A 17,349-nucleotide genomic window follows, 5' to 3' on the forward strand; every position below is an offset into this window, starting at 1 on the left:
CCCATGGCCTCACGCCGCACCTGAGGCTTGCCACGAATCGACATTGCTGGGTGGCGGCACATAGGCAGCCCGCGCCGCGCGTACCGCGTCGTGATTGGCATCGGCCCACGCCACCAGCGCGTCGAGTTGTGTCAGGAACGAACGCCCCAGCGGTGTCAGCGTGTAGTCCACGCGGGGCGGTACCGTCGGATGGACCGTGCGCGACAAGAAGCCATCCTGTTCCAGGCGGCGCAGAGTCTGCGCCAGCATACGCTGCGAAATATCACCGATCTCGCGCTTGATGGCGGTGAAGCGCAGCGTGCCCGACGCCAGCGACCACAGGACCAGCAGGCTCCAGCGATCGCCGATGCGATCGAGGATATCGCGGATGGGGCATGGCTCCAGGGAACCCTCTTCCAGTCGTCGCCGCGTCATACCGCACTCCTGTCGACGCGCGTCCACCTCGGTGACTGCCGGAGAACCGAGTGACGCAAAAAGCCCTTCTTGTGGGCGGTCGGGGGCCAATCTACATCGCAATGGTCTCAGATAGGAACTGGCTCTCGAAAGAGAACCGACCATACACCCGGAGTAAAAAGCGATGATTGTCATCACCGGCGCCAGCGGACAGCTTGGCCGGCAGGTTGCTCATGCCTTGGCCGAGCGCATCTCTCCTACCATGGTGACGCTGGGCGCCCGCGATCCCGGCAAGATCACTGATCTTGCCGCCAAGGGGTTCAGGACGGCCGCCGTCGATTTCGACAGACCGGAAAGCCTGGCAACTGCGTTCGCGGGTGCCGATACTGCCCTCATCATCTCGGGTGACGCCCCCAGCGACATCCGTATCCGTCAGCATCGGACCGCCATCGATGCCGCGAAGATCGCTGGTGTCGGCCGGGTGGCCTACACCAGCTTCACCAACGCGACCCCGGCGAGCCTGTTCCCGTTCGCGGCGATCCACGCCGACAGCGAGGCCTATCTGAAGGCGTCCGGACTTGCCTACACGATCCTGCGCAACAACCAGTATGCCGAGAACCTGACTCTGGCGGCGGCAAAACAGACAGGCCTGCTGGCCCTGCCCGGTATTGCCGGCAAGGTCGCCTATATCTCCCGCGCCGATCTTGCCGCCGCGACGGCAGCGGTCCTGACCCAACCGGGCCACGAGGGGAAGACTTACGAACTGACGGGCAACGAGGCGTTGGACCTGGTCGCCGTTGCGGACATGCTGGCGGCGCAATGGGGAACACCCGTTCGCGCGCAGGAGGCATCATTGTCCGACTACGACAAGGCCTTGTCGGACCGCGGTCTGCCGCCGTTCGTTGTCGCGGCACTGGTGGGCCTGCGACGAGCGGTGGCCGCGGGCGAATACGCCACCGTCCACGGCGATGCACAGCGCCTCGCAGGCCGTCCGTTGGAGACGGTTCGCGCCTATCTGATGCGCGCCTGAGAGGCTATTGCCCCGCTGTCGCACCCGCTAGTCTGAACCGACGGACAGAGGGAGGAAATGCGATGGCGGTGGTTCTGGGCAGCGGCGAGCATCGGTACGGCGTCGTGGAGAACTGGGCCAAGCTGCCCGACGGCTGGGAGTTCCGCGATGTCGCCGCGGTCGCCGTCGACAGCAAGGACCGCGTCTACGTTTTCAACCGCGGCGAACACCCGATGATGGTGTTCGACCGCGACGGCAATTTCCTGCGCGCCTGGGGCGAAGGCGTCTTCAAGCGTGCGCACGGCATCCACATCGATGCTGACGACAACCTCTACTGCACCGACGACGGCGATCACACGGTGCGCAAATGCACGACCGACGGGAAAGTGCTGCTGACCATCGGCGTGCCCGACGTGCCGGCGTCGTTCATGAGCGGCAAGCCGTTCAACCGCTGCACCCACACGGCGCTGTCGCCCCAGGGCGAGATCTATGTCTCGGACGGTTACGGCAATGCCTGCGTGCACAAGTACACGCCCGATGGCCGCCATCTGATGTCATGGGGAACATCCGGCACCGGGCCAGGCGAATTCAACCTGGTGCACAACATCGCCACCGACCCCGACGGCTGGGTCTATGTCGCCGACCGCGAGAACCATCGCGTGCAGGTGTTCAATGGCAACGGCAAGTACGAAGCGCAGTGGAACAACCTCCACCGGCCCTGCGCGCTCTATTGCTGCAACGGTGCCCACGGACCGCGCTTCATCGTCGGCGAACTGGGCCCGGGCATGCCGGTCAACCTCGCCTACCGCAACCTCGGGCCGCGGCTGAGCATCGTCGACAAGGCCGGTGCCCTGCTCGCCCGCCTGGGCGGCACGGAAGGTCCCGGCACCGAGACCGGCCGCTTCCTGGCACCGCACGGGCTTGCCGTGGATTCACGCGGCGACATCTATGTCGGCGAGGTGAGCTACACCAACTGGTCGACCAGTTTCCCGGACATCCCGATGCCCCGCTACGTCCGCTCGCTGCAGAAGCTCGCCAAGGTGGCTTAGCGCTAGTACTCACGATCATTGAAAGGTGATTCGCTATCCGCTGTCATCCCGAGCGTAGCGAGGGATCTTTTGATGCATCGCACGCCATCAGCCGAAGATCCCTCGCTACGCTCGGGATGACAGTCTGTATCAGTCAACTGTGAGTCCAGATACTAGACACCCGTGCGAGCGGGACGCTCGCGCGCTCGGGACGCCATGAAGAACGCGGCTTGCGCGATCAAGGAAGCCGCCAGCAGGATGCACGCCGCCGGCAGCGCCGAATCGGCATGCCAGATCCCGACCAGCAAGGTCACCAGCGCCCCCACCGTCATCTGCATGAAGCCGTAGAGTCCAGATGCGGCGCCGATCGCCCGCGGATCGACGCCGATGGCATGTGCCGTCGCCACGGGGCTGGCGATTCCGGCGCCCAGCGCGAAAACGCAGACGGCCGCCAGCACCGAGGGAACGGACAGCCATCCGGCGAGATCGATCACCAGCAGCGCACCGGCTCCGAGTGTGCCCAGCGCGGCCGCCATCGGCAGCAGGATGCCGGAACGCGATCCGACCGTCAGGCGGCTGGCGATCCAGCTGCCCAGGGTGACGCCGGCGACGATCACCATGTAATAGGCGCCGATCTCCGAGGCCGGCCGATGCAGTACCTCGATAAACAGGAACGGCGAGGAGGCAAAGAACGCGTACATGCTGGTCGACATGAAGGAGCCACCGACCGCGAGCGCGCAAAACTGTGGCAATCGCAACAGCCGGCCGTAGGCGCCCAGCATGGCCATGGGATTGGGCAAGGCGACACGCTGCCGGTTGGTTTCCGGCACCGCCATCACGGTCAGCACCAGCAGGGCCAGGCCGGTCGCGCCGAGAAAGGCGAAGATCGCGCGCCACCCCAGCCAGCCGGTGATCGTGCCACCGATTAGGGGCGCCAGCGCCGGTGTTGTCGTCATTGCCATGACCAGCAGGGCGATCTGGCGTGCCGCCTGGTCCGTCGTTGCGCCGTCGCGCACCATCGCCCGCCCCAGCACCAGACCACCGCAGGCGCCCAGCGCCTGAAGCACGCGCGCCGTGATCAGCCATTCGATGCGCGTCGCGATGCCGGCCAGCAACGTGCCGATCAGGAAAATGGCCAGTGCCGTGATCAGCACCGGCCGGCGACCGAATCGATCCGACAGCGGCCCGTACAACAGCTGGCCGACGGCGATGCCGACCAGGTACAGCGTCAGCGTGAGCTGCGCGGTGCCGGGCTGCACGTCGAACTGGCGCGCCACGGCGGGCAATGCCGGCACGAAAATGTGCATCGACAAGGTGCCGCTGGCCGCGATTGCAGCCAGGATCGACAGACGAGGACGCACGACGCTGACGGCTGCCGGCGGTGCCCCGGGCCGTTCTGGTGGCGTACGGGACATTCTCAGGACGCGACGGCCGTATCCGGCGGCCGCGGCGCGGGACCCGATGGCAGTTCATCCAGAAAGCGCACGACCGCCTGGGTGAACGCATCGTTCAGGTCGCCCGCCACCATGTGCCCCGCACCCTGCACGTCGACATAGGTGGCGTGCGGCACCAGTGTCGTGAACTCGCGGGCTGCCGCTTCGGAGACCAGCTCGCTCGATCCACCCCGGACCAGCAGCACGGGAATTTCGATCCGGCTGGCGGCGATCGACAGGCGCTGCTCGCGACCCGAATCATCGCCGGTGCTGCGGTCATGCACGAATGCCGGATCATAGTGCCAACGGTAGCGGCCATCCTCGCCCAGCCGCAGGTTCTTCCGCAGGCCCTCGACATTGCGGGGCCGCGGCCGGTGCGGCAGATATGCCGCGACGGCGTCGGCGGCTTCATCCACCGACGAAAATCCCGAATCGATATGCGCCGCCATGAAGCCGCGGATGCGGGCGACGCCCTGGGCATCGACGCGTGGCGTGATATCGACCAGCACCAACGCCGCCGCGAGCGAGGGGTCGGCATCGCCCTCTGCGATCAGGCTCGCGATGCCGCCCAGGGACGCACCGATCAGAACAGGCTTGCTGGACTGTGCCAGGGCCAGCGTCCGCACATCGTCGGCAAAACGATCGATGCTGTAGTCGCCGTCCGGTGACCAGCCGCTCTCGCCGTGGCCGCGCAGGTCGACGGCGAGGGCATGGAAGCCCTGAGTTGCCAGGATCTGTGCCGTCCGCTTCCAGGCGTGCCGTGTCTGTCCGCCGCCATGCAAGAGGATCGCCGGTGGATGGTCCGGTGCTCCCCAGGCATCAGCGACCAGTTCAACGCCATCTTCCATGCGAAACCGCAGCGTGGTGGCGGTGTCTTCCTTATCAGCGTGCATCGATATCCTTCTCCCATGGCCGCACAGCCATTTCGGCCTCGTCCAGGGCTTCCTCAATGGTGCGGAACACCCGCTCGCAGACCTCGAGGTCGGCGGGCGCCACGGTGGCAAGAAGACGGCGCTGGATGTTGCCGCTGGTCCGGGCAACCCGCTTCTGCAGGTCGCGTCCGATCGGTGTCAGGTAGATGCCCCGCGCCCGTCGATCGGCATCGCTCTCGCGGCGCTCGATGAAGCCGCGCCGTTCCAGGCCGTCCAGCAGCCGCACCAGGGAGGGTCCCTCGATGCCCAGCGCTGCCGCCAGTTCCTTCTGGCGAACGCCCTCGCCCAGCCGCCAGACATACATCAACGGCCGCCAGGTCGCCTCGGTCAGCCCGAAAACCCGCAACTCGGCATCCACCACCTGCCGCAGCCGGCGCTGGATGCGCGCCACCTGGAACCCGAAATCGACCGGCCCGGGCCTGCCGCCACTGCTCATGTCATAAAGATAGCAAGCTACCTATTTAACTGCAAATGATATCGGCGAACCATATCATCGGCCCGTCAGGCCAATTGCGCGCGCAGCAGCATGCCGAAAAGATCGCGCGGCTCGTCAGGGTCGGCCAGCATATCGAGCGGCTCGTAAAGCCCCGTGCCCGCCAGCTGGTCGCGGACATAGCGCAAGGCGGAAAAATCCTCGATGGCGAAGCCGACTGAGTCGAACAGTGTGATCTGATCCGCGTTGCGGCGGCCCGGCGCCAAGCCCGCGATGACCTGCCAGAGCTCGCTGACGGGATAATCCGCGGCGAGTTGCTGGATCTCCCCTTCGATGCGGGTCTGCGGCGCGTACTCGACGACAATGTCGGAGCGCAGCAGGATGTCGCGATGCAGCTCGGTCTTGCCCGGGCAGTCTCCGCCGACCGCATTGAGGTGCACCCCTGCCCCGATCATGTTGTCGTTCAGGATCGTGGCTTTCTGCTTGTCGGCGGTTACCGTGGTGACGATCCGCGCGCCCTCGACGGCTTCCTCGGCGCTGTTGCAGGCCGTTATCTCGAAGCCCATGCCGGCAAGATTGCGCCGGCATTTCTCGGTGGCCGCGTGATCGATATCGTAGAGGCGCAGCCGGCGGACGCCGAGCACCGCCTTGAAGGCCAGCGCCTGGAACTCCGCCTGTGCCCCGTTGCCGATGATCGCCATGCAGTCGGCATCGGCGGACGCCAGATGCTTCGCCGCCACCGCCGACGTTGCCGCCGTGCGCAGCGCCGTCAGGATGGTCATTTCCGACAAGAGCACGGGATAGCCGCTGTGCACGTCGGCGAGCAGACCGAAGGCCGTCACCGTCTGGCGACCTTCGCGCCGGTTGCGCGGATGGCCGTTGACGTACTTGAAGCTGTAGATATCACCGTCGCTGATCGGCATCAGTTCGATGACGCCTTCAGAACTGTGGGAGGCTACACGCGGCGACTTGTCGAAGATTTCCCAGCGACGGAAGTCCGCTTCGATATAGCCGGCAAGCTCAACCAGAAAGCGCTCGATGCCGATATGCAAGACCAGCTTCATCATATGGTCGACGCTGACGAAGGGAACGATATTCAGTTTGTCCGGCATGGCGCGCACGCTCCCAGGCTATCGCCGATGACACCAATCCGCCTGCGCCGATCTGCAGCCAGAGCGTAGACCCGATCAACCAGGCCGGAAACGGCCTGCAGCCACGGCTCGGCGAACGATCCCGCCATAATTTCTATATGTCCTATCCAGTTATTTTTGCAGACGTGTGCTTGCGCGAGACGATAAGCTTGCCGCCGCTTTTGCCTAGAGACAGGAAATCGGCCGATGTTTTCGCTGAAGAGTCTGGCGCAGGGATGTGCGGTTTTGGGGATGTCGCTTGCAGCGGCTGGTACGGCGCAGGCCGGCGCCGTGCTCGACAAGATCAAGGAACGCGGTGAGATCGTCGCTTGCATCAAGGTCGATTATCGCCCGTTCGGCTTCCGCGACCCGTCCGGCGGCATGATCGGCCTCGAACACGACCTGGTCGACGATATCCAGGCCCGCCTGTCGGCCGCATTGGGCAAGCCGATCAAGGTGCAGCGTGTGCCGGTGATTGCCGCCAATCGTGTGCAATTCCTCGAGCAGGGCAAGTGCGACATGCTGATGGCGACGATGACCGACACGCCCGAGCGGCGCCGGCTCATCCGCATCGTGGAACCCAACTACTACGCGTCGGGCATCACGGTGATGGCGAAGAAGTCCACCCCGATCAAGAAGTGGGACGACATCCGCGGCCAGACCCTGTGCACCAGCCAGGGCGCTTTCTGGAACAAGGAGTATGAGCGCAAGTACGAGCTCAAGCTGCTGGCCTTTGCCGGCATCGCCGAATCGGAGCAGGCCCTGCGCGACGGCCGCTGCATCGGCTCGCTCACGGACGACTCGCTGGCGGCGTCCCGGCTGACCGACAAGGAGATCTGGGGCGACTACGAGATCAAGCTGCCGACCCAGGACACCAAGCCGTGGGGACTGGCCGTGCAGCACGGTGATGACGACCTGTTCAAGCTCATGACGGCCGCCTCGATCGACTGGCACAAGACCGGTAAGATCGTCACGCTCGAAAAGAAGTGGGGTATCGAGCCCACCGACTTCATCAAGGACCTGCACGAGAAGTACAAGGCGAAGTAGTACCGACTATCGCTGGAGTGTGGCTCAGGATCGTCATCCCGAGCGCAGCGAGGGATCTTTCGATGCAGGCGCACCCGTGCGCCACTTTTAAAAGATCCCTCGCTGCGCTCGGGATGACAGCTGTATCAGGGACGTGTGATTCCGGGTAGTAGGACGTGACTGATCGGTCATCAATCTCATTCTGAGGAGATCGCTCAGCGGTCGTCTCGAAGGATGGGCTCCACGGTGCAGGTTGCCCCCTTCGAGGCGCTCGCTCGTCAGGGTGAGGGGCGCGCCCTTATGGCAGCGACAGATTTGAGTGTGTTCGGGGGTAAGTGTGGAGGCAATCCAGGCATGGTTCCGTCGGCTGTACGACGTGACCGGCATCAATCTCACGATCTTCTATGATCCATGGGACGGGCTGAAGTACCTCAAGGGCATCGGGCTGACGCTTGAGCTTGCGGTTCTCGCCGTCGTGTTCTCCCTGGTGGTCGGTATCGTCGGCGCCTGGTTGCAGGGCGTGCGTTTCGCGCCGTTGCGCTGGCTGGTCTATGCCTACATCCAGTTCTTCCGCAACACGCCGCCGCTGGCACAGCTCTATTTCTTCTATTTCGGCCTGGGCGCACTGGTTCCCACCACGACCAATGCCTTCGGCCAGGCCGAGCCGATCCTGAACAACTTCCAGTGGGCCGTGATCGCGCTCTCGTTCTTCGCCGGCGCCTTCAACGTCGAGATCTTCCGATCCGGCATCGAGGCCGTGCCGCAAGCCACCGTCGAGGCGGCCCGCGCCTTGGGCTACAGCCGGCTGAAGGCCTACGTTCATATCGTGCTGCCGCTGGCGATCCGCATCTGCCTGCCGTCGCTCAACAACAACCTGGTCAACCTGGTGAAGACCACGGCCATCGCCTACGCCATCGCCGTACCCGAGGCGCTCTACGTCGCCAATCAGCTGTGGAGCGACAACCTCAACGTCCCCGAGATGATGAACGTCGTGTTGGTGACCTACCTAACCTTGGTCGGCCTTTTCGTGTTCGGCATTTCGCGGATCGAGCGCGCGCTGCATATACCCGGATACACGCCGTCATGAGTGCGCTGCTCCCGTCCCTGGCGGCGCGCCAGCAGCGCCCCGGTCTCTTCTGCCGCCACACCGGTCTGCCCTTCGTCGATCTGCGCTGGACGGCCGGCGTGCTGATCGCGGCAACGTTCCTGCTGGTGGCATTCAGCGCCGACGCCCAGAGCGGCGCCGGCCGCACCAGCATCTATGCGCTGCTGTGGAAATGGACACCCCTGCTGTTCCAGGGCTTCTGCCTCAACCTGCTGATGAGCGTGCTGGCGATGGCATTCGGCACGCTGCTGGGTGCGTTGCTGGGCCTCGCACAGATTTCGCTGCTGCCGCCGGTTCGCACCAGTTCCTGGGCGCTGACGCAGGTCCTGCGCAACTCGCCATGGCTGGTGACGATCTTCTACATCATGTACCTGGTGCCGTTCGAGGTGAAGATTGGCGGCACGGTCATTCCGTTGCCGGACTGGATCAAGGCGACATTCGGATTCACCCTGCCAGTGATGGCCAATGTGTCGGAGATCGTGCGCGGCGCCGTGCGGTCGATCCCGGCGACGCAATGGGAGGCCGCACGGTCGCTGGCCTTCTCGCGTCGTCAGACACTGTGGATGATCATCATTCCGCAGTGCCTCAAGCGCATGCTGCCGCCGTGGATGAACCTGTATTCGATCCTGACGATGGGCACCGTGCTCGCCAACATCGTGGGTGTCTCCGAATCGCTCACCATCGTCCGCGACATCCTCGCATCCGAGCGGCGGACCGACCTGCTGATGCCGATGTATGCCTACATCCTGGTGTGGTTCTTCCTGTACATCTACCCGATCAGCGTCGCGACCGTGCGGCTCGAGCGCAAATGGTCGGTGAAGGGATGACAACCATGGAAAAGACGCTGAAGGAGCCACAGGTCGTCATCGCCGACGTCCACAAATCCTTCGGCACCGTGCAGGTGCTGAAAGGCGTGTCGATGTCGGTGCGCAAATCGGAGGTCGTGTGCGTCATCGGCCCGTCGGGCTCGGGGAAATCGACCCTCCTGCGCTGCATCAACGCGCTGGTTCCGATCGACAAGGGATCGATCAAGGTCGACGGTATCGAAGTCAACGACCCCCATCTCGACGAGCTGGCATTGCGCCGTCGCGTCGGCATCGTGTTCCAAAGCTATAATCTCTTTCCGCACCGCACAGCGCTGCAGAACATCATGATGGCGCCCGTCCATGTGCTGCGCCAGGACAAGGCCGAGGTCGAGGCGCGCGCCCGCAAGCTGCTGGCCAAGGTACGCCTCAGCGAGAAGGCCAACGCCTACCCCGGTGAACTGTCCGGCGGCCAGCAGCAGCGCGTGGCCATCGCCCGCAGCCTCTGCATGATGCCCGACGTGATGATGTTCGACGAAGTAACCGCCGCGCTCGATCCCGAAACGGTCAAGGAAGTGCTCAACACCATCCGCGAGCTGGCCGCCGATGGCATGACCTGCATCCTGGTCACCCACGAGATGGGCTTTGCCCGCGAGGTCGCCGACACGATCCACTTCACCGATCATGGCCGCATCGTCGAGTCGGGTGCCGCCAAGACCTTCTTCACCAGCGCGTCGGACCCGCGCACTCGCGAATTCCTGACCCAGGTGCTGTGATGGCACAGCCCTACTCGCTGACGGCGCTGCTGCGTCATGCTTTTTCGGGACATCGCACCTGGCCCGCGGCCTGGCGCGCACCCGAGCCCAAAGCCGCCTACGACGTGGTTATCATCGGCGGTGGCGGCCATGGCTTGGCCGCCGCCTACTACCTCGCTAAGAACCACGGCATCACCAATGTCGCGGTACTGGAGAAAGGCTGGATCGGCGGCGGCAACACCGCGCGCAACACCACGATCATCCGTTCGAACTACCAGCAGGACGGCAACGCGCTGTTCTACGAGCATTCCGTCAAGCTGTGGGAAGGCCTGAGCCAGGACCTGAACTTCAACGTGATGTTCAGTCCGCGCGGCATGATCAACCTCTACCACACACCAGCCGACCGCGATGCCTGGGTTCGGCGCTACAATTCCATGCGGCTCAACGGCATCGACGCGGCGGTCCTGAACACGGCCGAGATCGCCGCGCTCGTGCCCGACCTCGATCTGGCCGCCGGCAGCCGTCATCCGGTGCTGGGTGGCGTGATCCAGCGCCGCGCCGGTGTCGCACGCCATGATGCGGTTGCGTGGGGCTTCGCCCGCGCCGCCGACCGCCGCGGTGTGGATATCATCCAGAACTGCGCCGTGACCGGCATCATCCGCGAGGGTGGCCGTGTCGTGGGTGTCGACACAACGCGTGGCCGCATCCTGGCGCCCAAGATTGCATCGTGTGTCGCCGGCAATTCCTCGCGCGTCGCCGAGATGGTCGGGCTGCGCCTGCCGATCGAAAGCCATCTGTTGCAGGCGATGGTGACCGAGCCGGTGAAGCCCTTTCTGGATGTCGTGGTGTCATCGGGCGCGCATCGCGTCTACGTCAGCCAGACCGACAAGGGCGAGGTGCTGATCGGCGGCCGTCTCGACGGCTACAACTCCTACTCCCAGCGTGGCAGCCTGCCGGTGATCGAGGAGATCGCCGCCGGTGCCGCGGCACTGTTGCCGCGCCTGAAGCGCTTGCGGCTGATGCGCAGCTGGGCCGGCCTGGTCGACATGACGATGGACGGCAGCGCCATCATCTCCCGCACGCCGGTGGAAGGTTTCTACTTCAACGGCGGGTGGTGTTACGGCGGCTTCAAGGCGACTCCGGCATCGGGCTGGTGCTTCGCCCACCTCATCGCCACCGATGGACCGCACCCGCTGATCGAGCGCCATCGCCTGGACCGTTTCACCAGCGGCCATACCATCAACGAACGCGGCGCCGGCCCGTCGCCGCACCTGCATTGAGAGTTTGACATGCCCCTGGGAGCGCGGGCGTCCCGCCCGCTCATAACTCGCCCCTCTGCCACCCCCAGCGTGGCGGCGGATCACGCTTTCATGAGCGGGCGGGCCGCCCGCGCGCCCAGGCACTGACCATGTTGTCGATAACCTGCCCTGTCTGCGGTCCGCGCGATGAAGACGAGTTCGTCTTCGGCGGCGATGCTTCCGCTGCTCGTCCGGCCGATCCGCACACGCTCGACGACCAGGCGTGGACCGATTTCCTCTATCGGCGCGACAACCCTGCTGGCGCACACGAGGAACTCTGGTTCCACCGCTTCGGCTGCCGCCGCTGGCTGCGCGTACGGCGCGATACACGCACGCATGCCATCCTGGCCGCGCCGCGGCTCGCCGAGGACTCAGGTACGCCGTGACCCAACCCTTTCGCCTTAAGCGTGGCGGGGTCTGCATCGACCGCACGCGTCCCCTCACCTTCACCTTCGACGGCCGGTCATACCAGGGATATGCCGGCGACACGCTCGCCTCGGCCCTGATCGCCAACGGCGTGCACCTGGTCGGCCGCAGCTTCAAGTATCACCGGCCGCGCGGCATCGTAGGGCTGGGGGTCGAGGAACCCAATGCGCTGATGCGCGTCGGCACAGGCACCCGCGCCGAGCCCAACGTGCGGGCAACGACGGCCGCCCTGGTCGATGGCCTGGTGGCGCAGAGCCAGAACCGCTGGCCGTCGCTGCGCTTCGATGTCGGGCGGACCGCGGACCTGCTGTCCCGCCTGCTGCCGGCCGGGTTCTACTACAAGACCTTCATGGGCCCCGGCAAAGGATGGATGATCTACGAACCGTTCATCCGCCGGGCTGCCGGCCTGGGCGCACCGCCGGACGGCGTCGACCCGGACATCTACGACAAGCGCCACGCCCATGCTGACGTCCTGATCGCCGGTGGTGGCCTGACCGGCCTCGCCGCTGCCGTGGCTGCCGGTGCCCGCGGGGACCGCGTGATCCTGGCCGACGACGGTGCCGCGCTGGGCGGCGCCCCCTTTGCCGGCAGCGACATCATCGATGGATTGCCGGTCGCCGACTGGGTGGCGCGTGCCGCGGAGCGACTGGCGGCAATGCCCAACGTCCGCGTGCTCAGCCGCACCACCGTCGCCGGCGCCTACGATCACGGCTTTGCGGTCCTTGTCGAGGAGGTCGCAGGCAGCGTCCCGCGTCACCGCCTGTGGAAGGTCCGCAGCCGGCGCCTGGTGTTGGCGACAGGCGCGATCGAGCGGCCCCTGGTGTTCCCCGGCAATGACCGCCCGGGGATCATGCTGGCATCGGCGGCCCTGGGTTATGTCACACGTTACGCTGCCGCGCCCGGTCGACGTTTGGTGGTCGCCACCAACAATGACAGTGCGCATCACACCGCCATCGCCCTGAAGCAAGCCGGGCTCGATGTTGCGGCCATCCTCGATGTCCGCGACAGCATCGAGCCAGCCCGCCAGGCCGCCGCGCAGCAGCATGGCATCCCGCTCTACGGCGGCGCCGCGCTCACGCGCGTGTACGGAAGCCAGCGTGTCACGGGTGTCAGCTGGACAGCGCGCCTCGGCGACGGGCGGCTGGACTGCGACTGTCTATGCATGTCGGGCGGTTGGACACCGACAGTTCATCTGCATTCGCAGACCCGCGGCACGCTGCGGTATGACACGGCCGTTCATGCCTTCCTGCCCGATCAGTCGATTGACAATGTTCGAAGCGTCGGCGCCTGCGCCGGCACGTTCGACATCGCCGACGCTGTCGCCCATGGCACGGCGGCAGGCAACAACACGACAGCGCCGGCACCGCTGCGGCGGGCCGTGGCGGCCGAACCGATCAACATGGCACAAGCCTTCCAGAACGATGGCCGCAAGAGCTTCGTCGACTTCCAGAACGACGTGACGGCGGCCGATGTCAGGCTGGCGGCACGCGAAGGGTATCGCTCGGTCGAACACCTCAAGCGCTACACGACGCTGGGCATGGGCACCGACCAGGGCAAGCTCGGCGGCCTCAATGGACTCAGCCTGCTCGCCGCCGAACTGGGTAGCGCGCCCGGCGCGGTCGGCACCACGACATTCAGGCCCCCCTACACGCCCGTCCCGCTGGGTGCGCTGATCGGGCGCGATCAGGGCGAGGCACTGCAGCCCTCGCGCTACACGGCGCTGCACGACTGGCACGCTGCGCACGGCGCCGTGTTCGGCCAATCCGGTGCCTGGGTGCGGCCGCAATTCTACCGGCGCGCCGGCGAAAGCGATCTCGACGCCGTCAACCGCGAGGTGACGGCGGTACGCAACAATGTCGGGCTGGTCGACGTCGCGACCCTGGGCAAGCTCGATATTCAAGGACCCGACGCGGCCGAGCTGCTCGACCGCCTCTACACCAACGGCTGGAAAAAGCTCGCCGTCGGCCGCAGCCGCTACGGCATCATGCTGCGCGAGGACGGCATGGTGTTCGATGACGGCGTCACCGCCCGCCTCGGTGACCAGCACTACGTGATGAGCACCACGACCGGCAATGCCGAGGCCGTGTTCGAGCATATCGAATTGCTGCTGCGAACCGCATGGCGCCATCTGCGCGTATTCGTGACACCGGTAACCGAACACTGGTTCGCAGCCGCACTGGCCGGCCCCAACGCGCGGCGCGTCCTGCAGCGCGTCGTTCACGACATCGATGTGTCGGACGCCGCCATACCGCACATGTCGATACGCCGTGGGCAGGTTGCTGGCGTGCCGGCGCGGATCTTCCGCCTGAGCTTCTCGGGCGAGCTGTCGTACGAGATCAACGTACGCACCACTGATGCCCGGCATCTGTGGGAGCGGCTGGTCGAAGCCGGACGCGCTGATCGACTGACCGTCTACGGCACCGAGTCGATGGGCGTGCTGCGCATCGAGAAGGGCCACGTGGTGATCGGCCGCGAGGCGGATGGCCGCACGACGCCCGATGACCTCGGGCTCGGGAAGTTGTGCGCGACCACCAAGGATTTCGTCGGCCGCCGGTCCCTGTCGCTGCCGGCGCTGGTCGAGCCGGGCCGCAAGCAGCTCGTCGGACTGGTCGTCGAGCATGCCGAGGATCGCCTGCCGGTCGGCGCCCATGTCGTGGCCGAAGGCCGTGCTGGACCACAACCTTCACTGGGCTTCATTACCTCGCAGGCGCACAGTCCCACATTAGGGCGTCCGGTCGCGCTGGCGCTGGTTGCCGCGGGCCGCTCCCGGATCGGCGAGCGCCTGTTCGCGGCGTCGCCGACCGCCAGTACCAGCATCCCCGTCACCGTGACGGAGCCTGTCTTCGTCGATCCCGAAGGAAAGCGCCTCGATGCCTGACTCCCTTCCATCAGGCGTGCGGCTGCGGCAGGTCGGCGGCGTCACATTGACGGTGCTGCGCGGTAGCGGCAACGACCCTGCTTTCATCGCCGGCACCGCACGCTGGCTGGGACAACCGCTTCCCGACTCCTATACGGACTGTGCGCCGCATGGCGTGTGCCGCCTGGGCCCCGATGAATGGCTTCTGATGAGCCCGGCATCGCCGGCGGATCCGCCACCATCCACGGTGATCGCTGTGGATGTGTCCTCGGCGCGGGCGATCGTCCGACTGGACGGTGTCGGCGTCACCGACCTGCTGGCCAAAGGCTGCGCCCTGGATTTTGAGGGCGGCGCCTTGGCGCCGGGCCGCTTCGCGCAAACCAGATTGGGCCCCTTTGCCGTTCTTCTGGTGGCACCGCGGGACACCGATGGTGTGGTCGATGTCCTGGTCGGCAGCAGCTACACCAGAAGCCTGATCGCCTGGTTAACCGACGCCGGCGCTGTTCCATGATCTGATCCGGGAGTCCAGGCCCCGGGCCGCTTTACCGCGGCGTTCCTTTCATCCGCCGCGTGCCCGGTGCCGGGGGTGTTTCCGGCGGCCCGGCGAAGCACTGCGCGATGCTCATCCAGTGCGTGGCGATGTCGCCCGTCACCGCCAGGTCGGTGTCCGCGACATTGCGGGTCTGCGTCACGACCTGGCAGAACGGGATGACGCCGCCCGTCACGGCGTTGCCGCGGTCCGGTGCATGCCATTCCCACGGCGCCTCGAAGCCATTCTCCAGCCGCACATAGGGCACCTCAGGCGGCACCGGCAGGCCGCGATTGGTGTAGGCCCAGCCGAACGTGCGCACGCCGATCTCGGCGATGTTGCGGATACGCGGTGACGCCGCCGGCCGCGCGATGCCCAGCAGGTCATAGATCGCCTGGCTGTGCGACCAGATCTCCATCTGCCGTGCGGTCGTGAACATGCGCACGCCCATGTCGGGACCAGCCCATTTCAGCCGCGCATCGGGTGTCTTGGCGGCGAGTGCGTCGCACAGTTGTGACAACGTCTGCTGCCAACGATCCAGCAGCACCGGGCCAACGAGATCCCCCAGCCGCTGCCGCGTTTCCTCGAGCCGGGTGAGCCCCGTCTCGCGCTTGGCCGCGATGTCGGCGCGCAAGGCATCGAAGGCTGAGACATCGGTCGCCGAGGCAAGACCCAGGATGTCGCTCAAATGCAGATGCTGCACGATGTCGTTCACTGTCCACGACTTGAACAACGTCGCCCGGCCCCAATGATCGGCCGTCAATGTGATCAGCAGCCGATACAATTCGTCGGTTTCATCGCGCAGATCGGTGATCTGTTGCAGCATGCTATGTCCGCCCTGGTACAGTCGTTGAATGGCGTCATACGCGTCCGTCGCCATGGACGCCAGCGACATTGGCTGCAGGCGCGATCGACAGGGAGCGACGTCCATCCCACGATTTATTTCAGGATGCCGAGTTTTGGACTCTTGTTGCGCCGCGGCGAGCGATCTAAATGGGATCGCAGCAAGCGTCGTGGCGCGAGCGCACTCGGGTGTCATCGCACAAGCGTCGCGGGCTTTTCTGTCGGTTTCTGTCCGTTTTCTGTCAGCATAAACAGGGCGCGCAAATCGTTGGAATCAGGATCTTATTGAGTTTCCGTCGTTTCTGTCAGAGAGTTCGGCGCTCGCGTCCCGAGACACTCACTACCCTCGCTCCAAAACAGCCGACGACATGGTGACATCAGGCCTCTCTTCGCGCACGGCCGATCGGCAGCGTGCGGATCGGATCTACTTCATGTTGGCGACGCTGTTGGGCGGCTTCGTCATCCTCTACTTCGCCTGCGTGCCCGTGCTCGGCGGCAACCTTGCCTTCCACTTCTACCTGATGCTGTGGATCACCATGGCATCGGGCTTCAACGTCTCGTCGGGGTTCTCCGGCTACATGCCGTTCGGCTATGTCGCCTTCTACGGCGTCGGCGCGTTCACGACAGCGATCCTGGTGAAGAAGGCGGGCTTCCCGGTCCTCGCCGCCCTGCCGATCTCAGGGCTCGCCGGCCTTGTGCTGGCGCTGTTGTTCGCACCGACATTGCGCCTGTCGGGCATCTACTTCGCCATCGTGAGCCTGGCGCTGGCGGCGATCTGCCGGCTGGTGATCACCAACATGCCCGAGGCGATCACCGGCGGCAGCTTCGGACTGCAGCTGGGCAGCCAGGCCGAGCCGGTGCTGTCCTTCTACGTCATGATGGTGGTGATGCTGGCGGCGCTGGGCACCATCCTGTGGCTGTCGCGCTCGCGGCTGGGCAAGGCGTTGCGTGCCGTGCGCGACGATGCCGAAGCCGCCGACATGATGGGCATCAACATCACCCGGGTACGTCTCTACGGCTGGCTGATCGCCGCCTTCTTCCCGGCGGTCTGCGGCGGTGTCGAGGCCTGGTACACCAACGTCGTCGACACCGAGACCGCCTTCAACACCCTGATCACCGCCAAGACCGTGATCTATGCCGTGGCCGGCGGCCTGGGCACCGTCGCCGGACCGATTGTCGGCGCCATCGCCATGGTCTGGCTGGACGAGCTGATCTGGCGCCAGTTCCCCCTGCTGAACCTGCTGATCCTGGGTCTCGCCACGGTGCTGCTGGTGCTGTTCCTGCCGCGCGGCATCGTCGGCACCGTTTTGCGCTGGCGCCCAGGCTGGCGTCGTTACGTGCCCTGAGGC

Annotated in this window: 17 protein-coding genes; 11 read left to right on the forward strand and 6 right to left on the reverse strand. The window is 65.5% G+C overall.

The features are described 5' to 3' along the window. Window positions 1-9: 9 nt before the first annotated feature. On the reverse strand, window positions 10-414 hold the full coding sequence (locus FQU96_RS17355; protein WP_146542550.1) for a helix-turn-helix domain-containing protein: 405 nt from the start codon (window positions 412-414) through the stop codon (window positions 10-12). Window positions 415-577: 163 nt separating this feature from the next. On the opposite strand from FQU96_RS17355, the gene FQU96_RS17360 reads away from it, so the two are divergent. Continuing rightward, a complete protein-coding gene (locus FQU96_RS17360; RefSeq protein WP_146542551.1) occupies window positions 578-1,423 on the forward strand; it encodes an NAD(P)H-binding protein in 846 nt (281 codons plus the stop codon). Window positions 1,424-1,485: 62 nt separating this feature from the next. Further along, window positions 1,486-2,451, forward strand: a complete 966-nt coding sequence (locus FQU96_RS17365; RefSeq protein ID WP_146542552.1) for a peptidyl-alpha-hydroxyglycine alpha-amidating lyase family protein — start codon at window positions 1,486-1,488, stop codon at window positions 2,449-2,451. Window positions 2,452-2,603: 152 nt separating this feature from the next. On the opposite strand, the gene FQU96_RS17370 is transcribed toward FQU96_RS17365, so the two are convergent. From FQU96_RS17370 to FQU96_RS17385, 4 genes are all read right to left on the reverse strand, one after another. After that, window positions 2,604-3,845: a multidrug effflux MFS transporter gene (locus FQU96_RS17370; protein ID WP_146542553.1), complete on the reverse strand. Its 1,242-nt coding sequence runs from the start codon at window positions 3,843-3,845 to the stop codon at window positions 2,604-2,606. Between the two features lie 2 nt (window positions 3,846-3,847). Next, complete coding sequence (locus FQU96_RS17375) at window positions 3,848-4,756, reverse strand: alpha/beta fold hydrolase (RefSeq protein ID WP_146542554.1); 909 nt, start codon at window positions 4,754-4,756, stop codon at window positions 3,848-3,850. After that, window positions 4,746-5,231, reverse strand: coding sequence for a MarR family winged helix-turn-helix transcriptional regulator (locus FQU96_RS17380; protein WP_146542555.1), 486 nt, complete (start codon window positions 5,229-5,231; stop codon window positions 4,746-4,748). The genes FQU96_RS17375 and FQU96_RS17380 overlap by 11 nt, the downstream gene beginning before the upstream one ends. A gap of 65 nt (window positions 5,232-5,296) precedes the next feature. Continuing rightward, window positions 5,297-6,340 (reverse strand): ornithine cyclodeaminase, encoded by a 1,044-nt coding sequence (locus FQU96_RS17385; protein WP_146542639.1) that lies wholly within the window; start codon window positions 6,338-6,340, stop codon window positions 5,297-5,299. 270 nt (window positions 6,341-6,610) lie between these two features. Between FQU96_RS17385 and FQU96_RS17390 the strand changes: the two genes are divergently transcribed. The 8 genes from FQU96_RS17390 (at window position 6,611) to FQU96_RS17425 (ending at window position 15,139) form a co-directional block, all read left to right on the forward strand. Then, entirely contained in the window at window positions 6,611-7,405 is a 795-nt protein-coding gene (locus FQU96_RS17390; RefSeq protein WP_178130557.1) for a transporter substrate-binding domain-containing protein, read from the forward strand. Window positions 7,406-7,721: 316 nt separating this feature from the next. Continuing rightward, window positions 7,722-8,471 carry an amino acid ABC transporter permease gene (locus tag FQU96_RS17395; RefSeq protein WP_146542557.1) on the forward strand — a complete coding sequence of 250 codons (750 nt, stop codon included), beginning with the start codon at window positions 7,722-7,724 and terminating at the stop codon, window positions 8,469-8,471. Then, the gene (locus FQU96_RS17400; protein WP_146542558.1) at window positions 8,468-9,316 is read left to right on the forward strand and encodes an amino acid ABC transporter permease; all 849 of its coding nucleotides are present in this window, start codon (window positions 8,468-8,470) and stop codon (window positions 9,314-9,316) included. The genes FQU96_RS17395 and FQU96_RS17400 overlap by 4 nt, the downstream gene beginning before the upstream one ends. Before the next feature lie 5 nt (window positions 9,317-9,321). Next, window positions 9,322-10,068, forward strand: a complete 747-nt coding sequence (locus FQU96_RS17405) for an amino acid ABC transporter ATP-binding protein (protein ID WP_146542559.1) — start codon at window positions 9,322-9,324, stop codon at window positions 10,066-10,068. Further along, on the forward strand, window positions 10,068-11,327 hold the full coding sequence (locus FQU96_RS17410) for a sarcosine oxidase subunit beta family protein (RefSeq protein ID WP_146542560.1): 1,260 nt from the start codon (window positions 10,068-10,070) through the stop codon (window positions 11,325-11,327). The genes FQU96_RS17405 and FQU96_RS17410 overlap by 1 nt, the downstream gene beginning before the upstream one ends. Window positions 11,328-11,455: 128 nt before the next feature. Then, window positions 11,456-11,731, forward strand: a complete 276-nt coding sequence (locus tag FQU96_RS17415) for a sarcosine oxidase subunit delta (protein ID WP_178130558.1) — start codon at window positions 11,456-11,458, stop codon at window positions 11,729-11,731. After that, on the forward strand, window positions 11,728-14,649 hold the full coding sequence (locus FQU96_RS17420) for a sarcosine oxidase subunit alpha family protein (protein WP_146542561.1): 2,922 nt from the start codon (window positions 11,728-11,730) through the stop codon (window positions 14,647-14,649). The genes FQU96_RS17415 and FQU96_RS17420 overlap by 4 nt, the downstream gene beginning before the upstream one ends. Continuing rightward, entirely contained in the window at window positions 14,642-15,139 is a 498-nt protein-coding gene (locus tag FQU96_RS17425) for a sarcosine oxidase subunit gamma (RefSeq protein ID WP_146542562.1), read from the forward strand. The genes FQU96_RS17420 and FQU96_RS17425 overlap by 8 nt, the downstream gene beginning before the upstream one ends. Window positions 15,140-15,170: 31 nt before the next feature. Here the strand turns inward: FQU96_RS17425 and FQU96_RS17430 are convergent, their stop codons facing one another. Next, window positions 15,171-15,983, reverse strand: coding sequence for a maleylpyruvate isomerase family mycothiol-dependent enzyme (locus FQU96_RS17430; protein WP_178130559.1), 813 nt, complete (start codon window positions 15,981-15,983; stop codon window positions 15,171-15,173). Between the two features lie 448 nt (window positions 15,984-16,431). Here FQU96_RS17430 and FQU96_RS17435 point away from each other — a divergent pair, with 448 nt between their 5' ends. Next, window positions 16,432-17,346 (forward strand): branched-chain amino acid ABC transporter permease, encoded by a 915-nt coding sequence (locus FQU96_RS17435; protein ID WP_146542564.1) that lies wholly within the window; start codon window positions 16,432-16,434, stop codon window positions 17,344-17,346. Window positions 17,347-17,349: the final 3 nt, after the last annotated feature.

This window comes from Reyranella sp. CPCC 100927 (genome assembly GCF_007859315.1).
GTDB lineage: Bacteria > Pseudomonadota > Alphaproteobacteria > Reyranellales > Reyranellaceae > Vineibacter.